Annotated in this window: 16 protein-coding genes and 1 tRNA gene; 1 reads left to right on the top strand and 16 read right to left on the bottom strand. The window is 59.7% G+C overall.

The genetic code is table 11. The annotated features are described in order from the left end of the window. Window positions 1-353 precede the first annotated feature (353 nt). The 7 genes from M0P56_RS08555 to M0P56_RS08525 all read right to left on the bottom strand — a co-directional run bounded on the left by M0P56_RS08555 (window position 354) and on the right by M0P56_RS08525 (window position 6,302). Complete coding sequence (locus M0P56_RS08555) at window positions 354-1,721, bottom strand: sigma-54 dependent transcriptional regulator (RefSeq protein ID WP_291509627.1); 1,368 nt, start codon at window positions 1,719-1,721, stop codon at window positions 354-356. 50 nt (window positions 1,722-1,771) lie between these two features. After that, on the bottom strand, window positions 1,772-3,208 hold the full coding sequence (locus M0P56_RS08550; RefSeq protein ID WP_291509626.1) for an ATP-binding protein: 1,437 nt from the start codon (window positions 3,206-3,208) through the stop codon (window positions 1,772-1,774). A gap of 215 nt (window positions 3,209-3,423) precedes the next feature. After that, window positions 3,424-3,500 (bottom strand) — tRNA-Met (locus M0P56_RS08545). A 70-nt stretch (window positions 3,501-3,570) separates the two neighbouring features. Next, window positions 3,571-4,347, bottom strand: coding sequence for an ABC transporter permease (locus M0P56_RS08540; protein ID WP_291509625.1), 777 nt, complete (start codon window positions 4,345-4,347; stop codon window positions 3,571-3,573). Then, complete coding sequence (locus tag M0P56_RS08535; RefSeq protein WP_291509624.1) at window positions 4,347-5,276, bottom strand: ATP-binding cassette domain-containing protein; 930 nt, start codon at window positions 5,274-5,276, stop codon at window positions 4,347-4,349. The genes M0P56_RS08540 and M0P56_RS08535 overlap by 1 nt, the downstream gene beginning before the upstream one ends. After that, a complete protein-coding gene (locus M0P56_RS08530) occupies window positions 5,257-5,985 on the bottom strand; it encodes a CocE/NonD family hydrolase (protein ID WP_291509623.1) in 729 nt (242 codons plus the stop codon). The genes M0P56_RS08535 and M0P56_RS08530 overlap by 20 nt, the downstream gene beginning before the upstream one ends. Then, window positions 5,985-6,302: a (2Fe-2S) ferredoxin domain-containing protein gene (locus tag M0P56_RS08525; RefSeq protein ID WP_291509622.1), complete on the bottom strand. Its 318-nt coding sequence runs from the start codon at window positions 6,300-6,302 to the stop codon at window positions 5,985-5,987. Before M0P56_RS08525 ends, M0P56_RS08530 begins: the two co-directional genes overlap by 1 nt. 72 nt (window positions 6,303-6,374) lie before the next feature. Here M0P56_RS08525 and coq7 point away from each other — a divergent pair, with 72 nt between their 5' ends. Continuing rightward, window positions 6,375-7,001 carry a 2-polyprenyl-3-methyl-6-methoxy-1,4-benzoquinone monooxygenase gene (gene coq7, locus M0P56_RS08520; protein ID WP_291509621.1) on the top strand — a complete coding sequence of 209 codons (627 nt, stop codon included), beginning with the start codon at window positions 6,375-6,377 and terminating at the stop codon, window positions 6,999-7,001. 4 nt (window positions 7,002-7,005) lie between these two features. Here coq7 and M0P56_RS08515 read toward each other — a convergent pair whose 3' ends face one another. From M0P56_RS08515 to fba, 9 genes are all read right to left on the bottom strand, one after another. After that, a complete protein-coding gene (locus tag M0P56_RS08515) occupies window positions 7,006-7,494 on the bottom strand; it encodes an Rrf2 family transcriptional regulator (RefSeq protein WP_291509865.1) in 489 nt (162 codons plus the stop codon). 10 nt (window positions 7,495-7,504) lie between these two features. After that, window positions 7,505-7,930, bottom strand: coding sequence for an OsmC family protein (locus M0P56_RS08510; protein ID WP_291509620.1), 426 nt, complete (start codon window positions 7,928-7,930; stop codon window positions 7,505-7,507). Window positions 7,931-8,000: 70 nt separating this feature from the next. Then, window positions 8,001-8,792 (bottom strand): indole-3-glycerol phosphate synthase TrpC, encoded by a 792-nt coding sequence (gene trpC / locus M0P56_RS08505; protein WP_291509619.1) that lies wholly within the window; start codon window positions 8,790-8,792, stop codon window positions 8,001-8,003. A 3-nt stretch (window positions 8,793-8,795) separates the two neighbouring features. Continuing rightward, complete coding sequence (trpD, locus tag M0P56_RS08500) at window positions 8,796-9,812, bottom strand: anthranilate phosphoribosyltransferase (protein ID WP_291509618.1); 1,017 nt, start codon at window positions 9,810-9,812, stop codon at window positions 8,796-8,798. Continuing rightward, the gene (locus M0P56_RS08495) at window positions 9,809-10,381 is read right to left on the bottom strand and encodes an aminodeoxychorismate/anthranilate synthase component II (protein WP_291509617.1); all 573 of its coding nucleotides are present in this window, start codon (window positions 10,379-10,381) and stop codon (window positions 9,809-9,811) included. The genes trpD and M0P56_RS08495 overlap by 4 nt, the downstream gene beginning before the upstream one ends. Next, window positions 10,365-11,882, bottom strand: coding sequence for an anthranilate synthase component I (gene trpE, locus M0P56_RS08490; protein ID WP_291509616.1), 1,518 nt, complete (start codon window positions 11,880-11,882; stop codon window positions 10,365-10,367). The genes M0P56_RS08495 and trpE overlap by 17 nt, the downstream gene beginning before the upstream one ends. A gap of 109 nt (window positions 11,883-11,991) precedes the next feature. Next, window positions 11,992-12,675, bottom strand: coding sequence for a phosphoglycolate phosphatase (locus tag M0P56_RS08485; protein WP_291509615.1), 684 nt, complete (start codon window positions 12,673-12,675; stop codon window positions 11,992-11,994). Window positions 12,676-12,678: 3 nt separating this feature from the next. After that, window positions 12,679-13,341 carry a ribulose-phosphate 3-epimerase gene (gene rpe, locus M0P56_RS08480; RefSeq protein WP_291509614.1) on the bottom strand — a complete coding sequence of 221 codons (663 nt, stop codon included), beginning with the start codon at window positions 13,339-13,341 and terminating at the stop codon, window positions 12,679-12,681. A 65-nt stretch (window positions 13,342-13,406) separates the two neighbouring features. Next, window positions 13,407-14,477, bottom strand: coding sequence for a class II fructose-bisphosphate aldolase (fba, locus tag M0P56_RS08475; protein WP_291509613.1), 1,071 nt, complete (start codon window positions 14,475-14,477; stop codon window positions 13,407-13,409). Window positions 14,478-14,549: the final 72 nt, after the last annotated feature.

Here is a 14,549-nt window from a genome sequence, read left to right as displayed (position 1 = left end):
ATAGATTCTCAATTCTCACTCTACATAAAAGGCTACGGCCACAATCTATAGCATGTATCGTGCCAGCCATATGAAGGCTGGCAGACTGCTGTTTTGTTGCAAGATTATTATGATGAATATGGTCGAAGGGCGCGCGAATGAACCAAACGGCGCATCTGAACGAAGTGGTTGTGCCAAAAGGGCCAGCGAGTGTCTATCCAGTCACGTTTGTGCACGCCAAAGTAGTGGGGCATGCCGGCAGCCCGACACCCCCGGGGCGGGGGGGTGATCGGTGCTGCCGTAAAGCAGGTCAGCAGGCTGGGTTCGGGTCGTTGACATGAAGTCGTCCCAAGACGACCATCTAACCGCGGTGCTTATTCCTTCTCGCCGCCCAGCAAATCCTCGTGGTCGCCGATGAGCCCGAGATTTTTCATGCGGGTGCGCAGTTGCTTGCGGCTGATGCCGAGCAGAATGGCGGCCTGGCTCTGGTTGAAGTGGGTCTTGTTCAAGGCGGAAACGACCGCCTCGCGTTCTACCGCGTGCAGGCCATAAGCCCCACCGGCAGGGGGGGGGCTCTCCGTCTCCGCGATACGCATCTCATTGGGGAGATCGGTCGCCAGTATGGTGCCGCTCCGATTGAGCACCACCAGCCGCTCGACGATGTTCTCGAGTTGGCGGATGTTGCCGGGCCATGAATATGCCCTGATGGTGGCCAGCGCCTGGGCATCGATATCCATTTCAGGCCTTCCGACGGCGGCGCAGACCCGGCGTAGAAAATGGCGCGCGAGAGGGGCGATGTCCTCACGCCGTTCGCGCAGCGGCGGGATATGCAGCGGGATAACATTCAGACGGTAATACAGGTCTTCCCGGAAGCGGCCTTCTTCCACTGCTTTGGCGAGGTCCATGTGGGTCGCGGCAATGATGCGGGCCGAGAGGCGCAAGGGCTGGTGCCCGCCAAGGCGCGTGTATTCCCGCTCCTGCAGGGCCCGCAGCAGCTTGACCTGCATGGGTAGCGGCATATCGCCGACCTCGTCCAGAAAAAGCGTGCCTTCGCCCACCATTTCCAACTTCCCCGCCTGAGTGCGCAATGCGCCGGTAAAGGCGCCCTTCTCGTACCCGAAGATTTCGCTTTCTACCAGATTCAGGGGGATGGCCCCGCAGTTGAAAGCAATAAAAGGCGCATGGGCCCGCGGCGAGGCGATGTGTAGCGCCCTGGCAACCAATTCCTTGCCGGTCCCCGACTCCCCGGTGATCAGTACGCTGGAAACGGCTGGCGCGATGAGGTCAATCATCTCCAGCATCTCGAAGGTGCCTAGGCTTTCCCCGATGATGCCGTGGCGCGGCAGGTCCGGGCGGTGAGGCGGTATGGCGTGGCCGCGGCGGCTCAGGGCTTGGCGAATGACCGCGACAAGTTCCCCTTCATCCACCGGTTTGGTCAGGTAATGCTCCGCGCCCGCCTTGATGGCCTGTACCGCTTGTTCGATTTCGCCATAGGCAGTGGCGATCAATACCGGAATTTCGGGCCAGCGTTCCTTGATGTGCCTGAGCAGATCGGTGCCGCTCATGCCCGGCAAACGCTGATCCGTAAGGACCAGCGCAGGAATATCCCGAGCCATGACCGCCAGCGCCTCTTCCGCCCTTTCGGTTTGTATGGTCGAGAATCCCTCGGCCTCCAGGATGGCGGCGAGTACACTGCGCAGATTTTTTTCGTCCTCGACGATGAGAATTTTCTGGGATGGCATGCCGATGGCTTTTTTATACCTCTAAAATGACGATACCGGTGCGTGGGGCATCAATCGGAACGTTGCGGGGGCAGGCAGAGCGCGAATTCCGCTCCCACATCCCGTGGACGCAGTTCCACTTGGCCGTCGTGAACCATCATGATCTTGGTGACCACCGCCAGCCCAAGGCCGCTACCCTTCGCCTTCCCTGCGGTCACATAAGGCTTGAAAATGTCACTGACCCGTTCCGGTGGTACCCCTGGGCCATTGTCCACAACCCCGGTCACGAATTGCCCGTTGCTTTCGCGCCGACCGTATAAGGTAATGCAGCCACCATGGTTCGGCAAGGCTTCGACAGCATTGAGCAGCAGGTTGCTGATGGCCTGCTCCAGCAACTGAGGATCGACGATGACCTGCAGGGATGGAAGGCAGTCTATCGTAAGGGTAATATTTTTGGCCTCCAAATCCGTCGCGTGCCGCTTGCTGCTGCGTAAGAGCAACTCCAGCGCCGATACTTCTGTGAGCTGTATATGGTAAGGGCGCCCGAAATCCAGAAACCCCTGGGTCATGTCATACAGTCGCTGGACCTCTTCTTCGATGATATTGATGAAATCCTGCCGGTTCACCGGCTGCTCGTAGCGGACCAGGTATCGCGCTGCACCGCGCAAGGACGAAAGGGCGTTGCGGATCTCGTGAGCCACCTGGGCCGACATCTCTCCAATCGTGGCCATGCATTGCATCGCCTGTTGCCTTCGATGCAGCTGGTTGAGTTCCATAAGATATTGCTGTAGCCGCTGTTCCAGCCGCTTGAAGCCTTCCTCCAGGTGCGTCATCTCGTCGCCATCCGCCGGAACGGAAGGATACGGCGAGAAACTGTCGACATGGAGCCGCGACTCCATGTCTGCCATCTTCTGCGAGAGGCGCAAGATGGGGCGGGTGAAGGCCTTGCCAATCAGCGATGCACCGATGAGGCCAAGGAAAGCCGTAATAAGGCCAAGAAAGGAAAGACGCCTAATCGCAAGGTCCATGCGGGTACTCACCATGTTTTGGATAGCGTCATTATTGGGATGCAGGCGGACATAGCCTAGCATATGCGACCCAACCCGGATGGGGGCCGTAAATTCCTCGCGCCCCGAGCTTGGCGGCACTGGCCGATGTCGGCCGATCGCGGTTAACTGTGTACTCGCGATTATTACGCCTTGCTGATTTATGATGATTGCATCACGGATCAGCGGATTGCTTTCAACCTGCTTAATGAGCTTGAACAGCGCGCTCCCATCGTTGAGTAATAGAGGGCCTGCGGCATCGTGGGCAAGTCCGCGGCTGAGGTGGATAACCTTGCTATGAATCCGCCCCTCCATAGTTTGTTCGACGGCGGTGTACAGAAACAGGACGATTGTTCCATAGATGCCAGCTATGAGCATGAGCACGAAGATCATGCTTTTGGAACGCAGGCTCAAATGGCGCCAGAAATTAAGGGCCATGGCGCGACTGAGGTGTGCAGTCAATAGTAGACACTCCTGTTTCAATCAGCCCGCTCAGTTTCGCTGATCTGCCTGATGATTACGGCAGAGACCAGACAGCCAAGGCGTGCGTGACGCCGTTGGTTGTTATGGAAAACCTCGGTTGACAGAAATCCTCTCGATCGTTTTGGTGCGGCACTGAATTTTTGTCTGAGTACCTAAGGATTGCCAAGAAGAGATTGACTACTAGCTGATTTATTTGGTGGCGCTTCAGGGACTCGAACCCCGGACACGCGGATTATGATTCCGCTGCTCTAACCAGCTGAGCTAAAGCGCCGTGAGCCGCAAATTAAAGCCCTAACCGGTGCGTCTGTCAAGGGCGTGCAGAGGACATCTACCCGTTGTCATCAGCGCAGCAACCGGCGACTGAATAGACGCCACGCAAGCCCATAGGCCGTCAGAGTGTACAGCAGCAGCACGCCCGTGTGGTAAAGCACTTCATGAGGCAGGTGTCCGGTGAGCAGCGGCCGCAGCAGGGCCACCGCATGAGTCAGGGGCAGCACCTGTGCCACTTGTTGGGCGAAGGGTGGCAGCGAATGGAGCGGATAAAAAACGCCACAAAAGAGAAACATCGGCGTCACTGCCAACGTGAAATAATACATGAAGAAATCATAACTGCGCGCCAGCGCCGTCATGACCAGCGCCAATGCACCAAAACTCAGCCCCGCCAGCAAAATGACCGGCAGCGCCAGGAACACCCAGGGGCCTTGTATGGCGCCAAAAAAGCTGGCCACGATGATAATAGCCACGGCGCTGATCAAGCCCTTCACGGCGCACCAAAGCACCTCGCCGGTGAGAATATCGCTGACCCGCAGAGGGGTGGCCAGCATCGCTGCGTAGGTGTGCTGGGCGCTCATCCGGGTAAAGGCTGAGTACAGACCCTCGAAGCTGGCCGTATTCATCACACTGCTGGCGACAATACCAGAGGCGATGAAGGTAATATAGGGCATTCCGTCCATCCGCCCGACGAAGTGCCCCAAACCATAACCCAGCGCCAGCAGATAAAGGAGCGGGTCGCCAAAGTTGCCGAGCAGGCTCGGCACCAGCAACTTGCGCCAGACGCCCAAGTTGCGCTGCAAAACGGCCAGCGCACCGGTCCCCGGTAATATCTCGCCAATCGGCATTATTCGCTCTCTTCCCGCAGGTCGCGTCCCGTCAGGCGCAGGAACACATCCTCCAGGCTGGCGGGACGCTGTATCCAGCGATAGGCGGGATCCTCCGCAAAGTGCATCAGCAGCGGACTCAAATCCGTCCCATAGCAGATCAGGGTGTCGCCCACGCGCTCACTGACGCTCACCCACTGGTGATGCAGGTCCTGCGGGTCGGGAAGTTCACCGTCCACCCGGCGCAATTCGACGACGCCCCCAGGGATATGGGTGGCGATCAGGCCGCGCGGACTGTCTTCCGCCAGAATCCGGCCATGGTCGATGATCCCGACTCGGTCTGCCAGACGCTCCGCTTCGTCCATATAATGTGTGGTCAGGAGCAGGGTGGTGCCTTGCCGCCGTAGTTCGCGCAGGCGCTGCCAGATGAGATGACGGGCCTGGGGGTCGAGTCCGGTGGTGGGCTCGTCCAGCAGCAGCAGTTTGGGGGCGTTAATCAGGGCACGGGCGATGGTCAGGCGGCGTTGCATACCACCGGATAGCGAGTGGATCGGTTGTGCGGCATAGTCGCTGAGGGCCATAAACTCCAGCAATTCGGCACTGCGCTGGCGGATCAGTGCTTTCGGCAGGCCGAAGTAGCGGCCGTAGGTCCAGAGGTTTTCCTGCACGGTAAAATCGGGGTCCAGGTTGTCCGTTTGGGGCACCACCCCCATGTCTGCCCGCGCCGCTCGCCCCATTGCTGCGAGCACCCGACCACCGATGCGAATCTCGCCGTCATCAGTGGGCGTCAGCCCCTGAATTGCCCGCACCGTGGTACTCTTGCCCGCCCCATTGGGACCGACCAGGGCGAAGCACTCCCCGGCGGCAACGGCAAAGTCTACCCCGCGCAGCACCTCGCGTCCGCCATAACGCTTATGCAGTACCCGTAGTTCAAGAAAAGCTGGATTCATGACAGGGGTCACGGACGCCTATCTCGCTTTCTTCGTCATTGAGGGAATGTAACAGCGCCGCCTGCAGAACATTCAGTTGACCATGAAAAAAGTGATCTGCGGGAAGCATGATCTTCCTGGGTTGAACGGGCAGGGTGTCAACCCAATTTTCCACGCTCGCGGCGGGTACCAGTTCGTCCAGTTCGCCTTGAATCAGGGTCCACGGACAGGAAGGCGCTGGCAGAACAGTGAAATCAAAGAGATTAACGGGCGGGGCGACGGTCAGGAGACGGCTGATGCGGGGATGACGGTGTACGCTGCGATAGGCCACATAGGCTCCGAAGGAAAATCCGGCCAGCCAGATATCGAAGCCGGGGCGGCGCTCCTGCACCCAGTCGAGCACCGCCAGGCAATCCTCGGTTTCACCACGACCATCGTCATAGACGCCGCCACTCTCGCCCACTCCGCGGAAATTGAAACGCAGTGAGGGGATGCCTAACTGGTTGCAGGTTCTGCTGAGATAATGCACGACCTTATTATTCAAGGTGCCACCATAAAGGGGGTGCGGATGGAGAATGACCGCCACCGCGCCGCGCGTCTCCTTATCGGGGCACGCCGTGATGCCCTCCAGCATGCCCGCCGGGCCAGGAATAATAACGCGCTGGCCTACACATTCCAGGCTGGCGAGTTCGCCGCCATCGTAGAGGTGACTCCGGTCGATAGGCAGCATCAGATCCGCAGCCGTTCGACGGGCAGGCCGTCGCGCAGGTGGGAGTCGACGATTTCGCGCACATCATCGGCATCTACATAGGTGTACCAAACGGCATCAGGATAGACTACGGCAACCGGCCCATCGCTACACCGTCCCAGACAGCCGCAGCGGTTTACCCGAACGCGTTTTTCGCCATGGATACCGAGGGTTTTGGCGTGCTTCCTGGCCACGTGAAACATTTCTTCGGCGAGGCCGCTGTTATTGCAGGCCTGCTCGCCGTTGTCACGATGATTCAGGCAAAGAAACATATGCCGTTGATAGAAAGCACCTTCCATTAGCGTTGACCCCCTCTTCATTCAGGGACATCATACCCGAATTAGCCCTTACTGACAGCGTGCGGAGATGCCATGCTCAGCGATCAAGTCATCGCCAACATCGATAATGCCTTGCGTACCCTGACCGGGCGGCAGATTGGCAGCGATCGGCCATATCCGGGCAAGGGCGTTCCCGACGCAGTCCTGCGTCCCTGGGAACGACAGCGGGCCGGACGCATGATGCGGGTCAACCATGCGGGCGAGATCATGGCACAGGCGCTATATACGGGGCAGGCGACCGGCACCGATGACCCTGAGTTGCGCGAGCAACTACAGCGGGCGCGAACCGAAGAAGAAGACCATCTGCGTTGGTGTGAAGCCCGCCTGCGGGAGCTCAACAGTCGCCCGAGTCTGCTCGCCCCACTCTGGTATGGGGCGGGCTGGGGCATGGGTTTTCTGGCCGCCCGTCGCGGTCGCGCCAGCAATCTCGGCTTGGTCGTCGCGGTGGAAAATCAGGTGGAAGAACATCTCAACAGCCATCTGGATGAACTCCCGGCCGATGATGAGCGCAGTCGAGCCATTGTGGCGCAGATGCGGGACGACGAAGTTGGGCACGCCGAAAAAGCGGAAGAACTGGGTGCAGAAAAACTGCCCATGCCAGTACGTCTGGCTATGGGAATCTTTTCAAAAGTTCTGACCCAGGGAGCGCTCTGGATATAATCGCTTAGGAGGGGGCGCTGCTGGATGCCCGGACCGGACGCATGTTCAATTCCGTGCCGCCCGGTAAATGAATGCGATAACGACCAGCACGTACGGCCTCCGCCATGCTGCCAATGGTCTGCTTGTTGAGCAGGTCGATCACCTCGGCCTTGAGCGGTTTCCACTGAGTATGCACGGGGCAAGCGGTTTCATCGGCGCAGGTCTTGAGGCCCAGTACGCAGCCCTGACCAAAGGGTTGGCCTTCCACGATCTCGACGATGTCGAGGATGTTCATCTGCTCCGCGCCAGGACGCAGGACAAAACCGCCGCCGCGACCCTTGAAGGAGTCCAGCACTCCGCGCTTAGCAAGATCCTGCAGGATCTTCGCCAGATACTGTGCAGGTACTCGCAAATAATCGGAGATGTCCCGACTCAGCACCGGTTCTCCGGGCTGCTGCGCGGCCAGATAAATCAGGGCCTGTAAGGCATATTCGCTGGTTTTACTCAGTAGCATAACGGTATCCTCAGCATTCTTCTCGAATTTCATAGTCATGGGTGATCACCGCGGTTTTGCTCAGCATGATGCTCGCCGAGCAATATTTTTCTGCGGACAGATCAATGGCGTGGGCTACTCGCTTGGGGTCGAGCGCCTTGCCGGATACCACAAAATGCAGATGAATCTCGGTGAATACTTTGGGCTCTTGATCCGCACGCCGGGCACTTATTTCTACGATACAGTCGCGGATATCCTGCCGTGACTTCTGGAGGATCATGACCACATCAATGCTGGAGCAGCCGCCCAATCCCATCAACAGGAGTTCCATGGGGCGCGGCCCGAGATTACGCCCGCCAATCTCGACGGAACCGTCCATGACCAGGGCGTGACCGCTATCGGCTTCAGCGACAAAACTCATCTGCTCAGGACCCATCCACTGTACACGTGCCTTCACAAACCACTCCCTATTCCCGGAAAGTACAGAATCCCATTTAATGACAATCAACTAGCCGTGTAAACTACATTTAGTCAAAAAACAGACGTTGCAGGGCATCTCCCGGTTGCGCGGCGCGCATAAATGCCTCGCCGACAAGAAAGGCGGCTACCCCCGCAGCGCGCAGGGTCGCCACCTCTTCACTGCGGCGAATGCCACTTTCGGTGACAACGATCCGTCCCTCGGGAATCTCCGGCAGCAGTTTCAGTGTGGTTTCAATCTCGGTGACAAAGCGCCGCAGGTCCCGGTTATTGATGCCGATTAATGGCGTACGCAATTTTAATGCGCGTCGCAATTCGGCACCATCGTGCACCTCTACCAGTACCGCCATACCCAGGCTCTGTGCGGTGGTTTCCAGGTGCTGTAGTTCGGCATCGCTCAGGGCAGCGACGATGAGCAGGATGGCATCGGCGCCGATGGCGCGTGCCTCCCAGACCTGATACGGGTCGATACAGAAATCCTTGCGCAGTACCGGCAGTGTGCAGGCCTCGCGGGCGGCGGTCAGATAGAGGTCAGCACCCTGAAAGTAGTGTTCATCGGTCAGGACCGACAGGCAGGCCGCCCCATGGGCCGCGTAATCCTGGGCAATGGTCACCGGGTTGAAGTCCTCCCGGATAACCCCCGCCGACGGCGACGCCTTCTTGATCTCGGCAATGACGGCCGCCTGACCGCGGGCGATTTTGGCCTGAATGGCGCCGATGAAGTCGCGGGGCGGCGCCGCCAGGGCCACTGCCGCCTGCAACTCCGGGAGACCCAGGCGAGTCTGGCGCTCTACTAACTCCTCTCGCTTGCGGGCAATAATTTTTTGAAGTATGTCGGTCATGTCCTATCCCTGTGGAGTCCTGCCCAGCAATGTCTGCCATTTGTCCCAGGCGGCGCCGGAATGGAGCACAGCCTGGGCGACTACCACGCCGACAGCCATATCGGGGACCACGTCTGCCGCATAGAGCGCGGCTCCGGCATTGAGCAGGACGACGTCGCGACGCGGGCCGGGGCGATTCTGTAACACCTCTTCTGCCGCTGTCAGTGCCGCCGCCACACTGTCGATTTGCAGGGTCGACAATGGTGCTCGCGACAACCCGAAATCCTCGGGCTGAATTCGGCTGCGGCTGATCACGCCGTCTTTTAATTCAGCCACATCCGATGGCCCGGATAGGCTGATTTCGTCCAGACCGTCATGACCATGGACCACCAGGACGTGATGCGATCCCAGTTCCCGCGCCGCCTCCGCCAGAGGGGTCAGCCAGCGCTCGGCATAAACGCCAAGCACTTGATGCGGAGCCCCTGCCGGATTGCTCAGTGGTCCCATGAGGTTGAAGAGAGAGCGGATGGCGAGTTCCTTGCGCGGACCGGCGGCGTAACGCATGGCACCATGGTGCGCTGGAGCAAAAAGAAAGCCGATGCCGATGCGTTCAATGCTTTTGGCGACGTCTTCAGGGCTCATGTCCATGGGCAAACCCGCGGCTTCCAGCACATCGGCGCTACCGCTACGGCTGACCATGGAACGGTTGCCGTGCTTGGCCACTCGTGCCCCGCCAGCCGCCGCCACCACGGCAGACACCGTCGATATGTTGAAGGTGCTCAGGGCATCGCCGCCAGTGCCACAGGTGTCCAGCAGGTGATCGGTGGAGACCTGTACCCGCGTCATGCAGGCGCGCAAGGCCTGGGTGGCACCCACCAGTTCCTCGACTCGCTGCCCTTTCATGCGCAGGCCCATGAGCAGGGCGCCGATTTGTGCGGGCGTCCAGTCCCCGGCCATGATGCCGGCGAAGACCGTTTGTGCCTCTTTGCGCGACAAGTCCTGCCCCGCCACGATTTGCTCCAGTATGTCCCGGACGATCATCGTGCGTCGCCTTGCAGAAAGTGTTGCAGCAAGGTCTTGCCGTGCTCACTGAGAATGGATTCGGGGTGAAACTGTACGCCCTCCACATCCAGGCTGCGGTGGCGCAAGCCCATGATTTCTCCTTCTGCGGTCCAGGCCGTTACCTCCAGCGCTTCGGGCAGTGAGTCGCGCTCGACGATCAGGGAGTGATAGCGGGTGGCGGCGAAGGGGTCCGGCAAATCCCGGAATATCCCCTGGCCCTGGTGAAAAATGGGCGAGGTTTTGCCGTGCATCACCTGCGCCGCGCGGACGACCTTGCCGCCGAAGGCCTGACCGATGGCCTGATGCCCGAGGCAGACCCCCAGCAAAGGGATCTTCCCGGCGAAATGATGAATAACGTCCAGAGAGATACCCGCCTCGTTAGGGGTACAGGGGCCGGGCGAAATGCAGATGCGGCTGGGCGCCAGTTTCTCAATGGCCGCCACGTCGATGGCATCATTGCGCTCGACCCGCACTTCCGCCCCCAGTTCGCCGAAGTATTGCACCAGGTTGTAGGTGAAGCTGTCGTAGTTATCAATCATGAGTAGCATGATCTGCCCTCCCTTCGGGGTCGAGACCGTTTTCGGCCAGTGCTACGGCGCGGAACATGGCGCGGCGTTTGTTCATGGTTTCTTCCCACTCCGCCGCGGGCTCCGAGTCGGCGACAATGCCGCCGCCCGCCTGGATATGCAGCATGCCATCCTTGATGACGGCGGTGCGAATGGCGATGCAGGTGTCCATGTTGCCATTCCAGCCCCAGTAGCCCACCGCTCCGGCATAGACGCCACGCGCTACCGGCTCCACCTCGCGGATGATTTCCATGGCGCGAATTTTGGGCGCACCGGAAACGGTGCCGGCCGGGAAGGTCGCTCGTAAAGCATCCATGGCGTCCAGCTCCGGCCGCAATCGTCCCGTGACTTGTGAGACAATGTGCATGACATGGGAGTAGCGCTCAATATTGAACGAATCGGTCAACTGCACTGAGCCGGTGTTGGCAATACGCCCCACATCATTGCGCGCCAAGTCGATGAGCATGAGGTGTTCGGCGCGCTCCTTGGGGTCGGCGAGAAGTTCCCGTTCCAGCGCCTCATCTTCGGCGCGGGTTCTGCCGCGCGGTCGGGTGCCGGCGATGGGGCGCACCGTGACCTGATCATCTTCGACGCGCACCAGTATCTCTGGCGACGAGCCCACCAGATGAGTATCACCCAGGTCCACATAAAACATGTAGGGGGAAGGGTTGACGCCACGCAAGGCGCGATAGAGATCCAGCGGGTGCGCAGTCAGCGGTGTGGACAGGCGTTGGGAGGGCACCACCTGCATCACATCCCCGGCGCCGATATAGGCCTTGATGGTGCGCACCGCCGCCATATATCCCTCACGACTGAAGCTGGCGGTGAAATCTGCCTCGCGGACGTGTCGGGTGCGCACCGGCGGTGGGGGTGGCAGTGCCGATTCGCGTAGCCGCTGCTGGAGTTGCTGCAGGCGAGCGGCGCCACGCTCCCAGGCATCGGGTTGGGCGGGGTCAACATGCACCAGCAGGCGGAGGGTCCCGCGCAGGTTGTCGAAGATCAGCAGTTCGTCGGCCACCAGTAACTGAATTTCCGGCAGATCCAGTGGGTCGGGCAAGGGGGCGCTGCGGGCGAGGCGGGGTTCGATGTTGCGGACGATGTCGTAGCCAAAATAGCCCACCAAGCCGCCGCTGAAGCGCTCATCGGCATTTTCCAATGGTGCGACGTGGAAGCGCTTGCGGAAGGCACTGATCCATTCCAGAGGGTCCGCCGGGGTCGCCCGCTCGATCTCGACGCCGTCCACATGAACAGTGACAACCCCTTGGGTGACCCGCAATATCTGCTGCGCCGGAAGGCCAATGATGGAATAACGGCCCCATTTTTCGCCGCCCTGCACAGATTCCAGCAGGTAGGCATAGGGACCATCGACCAGTTTGAGATAGGCCGATAAGGGGGTATCGAGGTCAGCGATGACCTCACGGGAAAGGGGTATGCGGTTGTAGCCCTGGCGCGCCAAAGCCTCAAAGGTTGCTTTTGGAATCACGGATTACCTCGTTAGAGCGATAGAAAAGAAGTCACTGCCTTTCAGCAGCAACGCCATCGTCTCTCCCACCGCAGTGTTTTCCGCATGGTACCTCTGATTCCTCGCAAAGCTACGCCAGAATATCCAATAATTCGCTCATGTTGTCCAGTACCGCGTCGGGATCCAGACAGTGGACAGGCTCGTCGCCGTTATAACCGTAGGTCACGCAGGCAATGGGCATACCCGCCGCCCGCGCCGCCTGCGTGTCGTTACGCGAATCGCCGACCAGCAGGCAGTTTCCCACCGACTGATGAAAGTGTTCAGCCGTATGGGTCAGGGGTAATGGATCGGGCTTCTTGCGTGGCAGGCTGTCGCCAGACAAGACCAGTCCGAAGAAATCGTACAGGTTCAATTGCTGGAGCAGCGGCACGGTGAAGGCCGCCGTCTTGTTGGTGATACATACCAGCTCCCGGCCCTGAGCCTGCAAGGCCTCCAGTGTGCCGCGCACCCCCGGGTAGATCACGCTATGGTCCAGCAGATGCTCCCCGTAGTACTTGCTGAAATCGACCATGGCGGCATCCAGTTCCACTTCGCTGGGATCGCTGTGGATCGCCAGCGCGCGGCGCATCAGTTCACGGACGCCGTTACCGATGAAACCACGAATGACCGGCATCTCGGCAGGCGCACGCCCGAGTTTTTGCAGCACATGATTGGCCGCACCGGCCAGGTCTGGCGCGGTATCTATCAGCGTGCCGTCCAGATCGAGCAGGACGACGCGCGCGGTAAACGGTTTGCCAGCGTTCAGCTTTACCATGACTCAGCCCGCCAGAGCTTTGCGGAAAGCGGAGATGGTCGCGGCGTAATCGGGGGTGTTATAAATGGCGCTGCCCGCCACGAAGACGTCGGCGCCGGCGTCGGCGACCCGCCGCACGTTATCCACCTTGACACCACCGTCCACTTCCAGCTCGATGGCCTTGCCTGTGGCCTCAATGCGTTTGCGGATCGCCTCGATCTTGCGCAGGGTGTACTCAATGAAGCTTTGTCCGCCGAAACCGGGGTTGACACTCATCACCAGCACCAGGTCGAGGTTTTCCAGCACATAGTCCAGCACGTTGAGCGGTGTGGCCGGATTGAGGGAAACACCAGCCTTACAGCCCAGGCTGTGGATCAACTGAATGGTCCGGTCCAGATGCAGTGTCGCCTCGGGATGCACCGTAATGATGTCAGCGCCAGCCTTGGCGAAGTCGGGAATGATGCTGTCCACCGGCGAGATCATGAGATGCACGTCCAGGGGTTTTTTGGTGTGCGGCTTGATGGCGGCCGCCACCAGCGGTCCGATGGTCAGATTGGGGACGAAATGGTTGTCCATGACATCGATATGGATGTAGTCGGCGCCCGCCTCATCGACGGCGCGCACTTCCTCACCCAGACGGGCGAAATCCGCCGAAAGGATAGAGGGGGAAATCTTGAACTGAGTCATATTGCCTCCAAAAACAGGGCGAGAGCGCCATGCGCTCTCGCCAGTCAACAGGTCGGTAGCGTGTTTTAGACGCCGGTGACGCGGGGGTCGAGCTCACCCTTGCTATAGCGCTTGAACATGGTATCCAGCGAGATGACCTTGATCTTGCTGGCTTGTCCGGCACAGCCGAAGGCCTCGAAGCGCTGGCGGCAGATATCGCGCATGGCATCAATGGAGGCCGTCAGGAACTTGCGGGGATCGAAGTTCTTGGGGTTTTTGTACAGGCTCTGGCGCACTGCGCCCGTGGCCGCGAGACGCAGGTCGGTATCAATGTTGACCTTGCGTACGCCGTATTTGATGCCTTCCTGAATTTCTTCCACCGGCACGCCGTAGGTCTCGCCGATGTCGCCACCGAACTCATGAATAATCTTCAGCCAGTCCTGGGGCACCGAGCTCGAGCCGTGCATGACCAGGTGGGTATCCGGGATGCGGGCGTGGATTTCCTTGATGCGGTCAATGCGCAGCACTTTGCCGGTCGGCGGCTGGGTGAATTTGTAGGCGCCGTGGCTGGTGCCAATGGCGATCGCCAGGGCGTCCACTTTGGTGGCCTGCACAAAACGGGCGGCTTCTTCAGGATCGGTCAGCATCTGATCATGGGTCAGGCAGCCTTCGGCGCCGACACCGTCTTCCTCACCGGCCAGACCGGTTTCCAGGGAGCCGAGGCAGCCCAGTTCGCCTTCGACGGTGACGCCGACGGCATGGGACATTTCCACAACTCTGGCGGTGACGGTGGCGTTGTAGTCATAGCTGGCGGGGGTCTTGGCATCTTCCAGCAGGGAGCCATCCATCATTACACTGGAGAAGCCGGAGCGGATGGCCTGGATGCAGACCGCCGGGCTCGCGCCGTGATCCTGATGCAGGACAACCGGGATGTCCGGATATTCTTCGATGGCGGCCAGAATCAAGTGGCGCAGAAAGGGTTCGCCCGCATATTTTCGGGCGCCAGCGGAAGCCTGAAGGATGACCGGCGCGTCGACGGCAGCCGCTGCTTCCATGATCGCGCGCACCTGTTCCAGGTTGTTGACGTTGAAAGCGGGGATTCCGTAACTGTGCTCTGCGGCGTGGTCCAATAACTGGCGCAAGGAAACTAGGGCCATAACACTTCTCCTAAACGTGAATGAAAATTGATTGAGTCTTGAGCAATCGTATAGAGGGGTCCCACAAACTGC

This window comes from Acidithiobacillus sp. (genome assembly GCF_023229925.1).
Classification (GTDB): domain Bacteria; phylum Pseudomonadota; class Gammaproteobacteria; order Acidithiobacillales; family Acidithiobacillaceae; genus Acidithiobacillus.
Note: the sequence above shows the minus strand (reverse complement) of the source record. Positions and strands in the feature narration are given on the sequence as shown.

Excerpts from the sequence above, each read along its gene's own strand:
- M0P56_RS08525 (WP_291509622.1), bottom strand. The coding sequence starts at position 6,302 with ATGGAAGGTGCTTTCTATCAACGGCATATGTTTCTTTGCCTGAATCAT.
- fba (WP_291509613.1), bottom strand. The coding sequence starts at position 14,477 with ATGGCCCTAGTTTCCTTGCGCCAGTTATTGGACCACGCCGCAGAGCAC.
- trpD (WP_291509618.1), bottom strand. The coding sequence starts at position 9,812 with ATGATCGTCCGGGACATACTGGAGCAAATCGTGGCGGGGCAGGACTTG.
- M0P56_RS08515 (WP_291509865.1), bottom strand. The coding sequence starts at position 7,494 with ATGCTACTGAGTAAAACCAGCGAATATGCCTTACAGGCCCTGATTTAT.
- rpe (WP_291509614.1), bottom strand. The coding sequence starts at position 13,341 with ATGACTCAGTTCAAGATTTCCCCCTCTATCCTTTCGGCGGATTTCGCC.
- M0P56_RS08495 (WP_291509617.1), bottom strand. The coding sequence starts at position 10,381 with ATGCTACTCATGATTGATAACTACGACAGCTTCACCTACAACCTGGTG.
- M0P56_RS08555 (WP_291509627.1), bottom strand. The coding sequence starts at position 1,721 with ATGCCATCCCAGAAAATTCTCATCGTCGAGGACGAAAAAAATCTGCGC.
- M0P56_RS08485 (WP_291509615.1), bottom strand. The coding sequence starts at position 12,675 with ATGGTAAAGCTGAACGCTGGCAAACCGTTTACCGCGCGCGTCGTCCTG.
- M0P56_RS08540 (WP_291509625.1), bottom strand. The coding sequence starts at position 4,347 with ATGCCGATTGGCGAGATATTACCGGGGACCGGTGCGCTGGCCGTTTTG.
- coq7 (WP_291509621.1), top strand. The coding sequence starts at position 6,375 with ATGCTCAGCGATCAAGTCATCGCCAACATCGATAATGCCTTGCGTACC.
- M0P56_RS08530 (WP_291509623.1), bottom strand. The coding sequence starts at position 5,985 with ATGCTGCCTATCGACCGGAGTCACCTCTACGATGGCGGCGAACTCGCC.
- M0P56_RS08535 (WP_291509624.1), bottom strand. The coding sequence starts at position 5,276 with ATGAATCCAGCTTTTCTTGAACTACGGGTACTGCATAAGCGTTATGGC.
- trpC (WP_291509619.1), bottom strand. The coding sequence starts at position 8,792 with ATGACCGACATACTTCAAAAAATTATTGCCCGCAAGCGAGAGGAGTTA.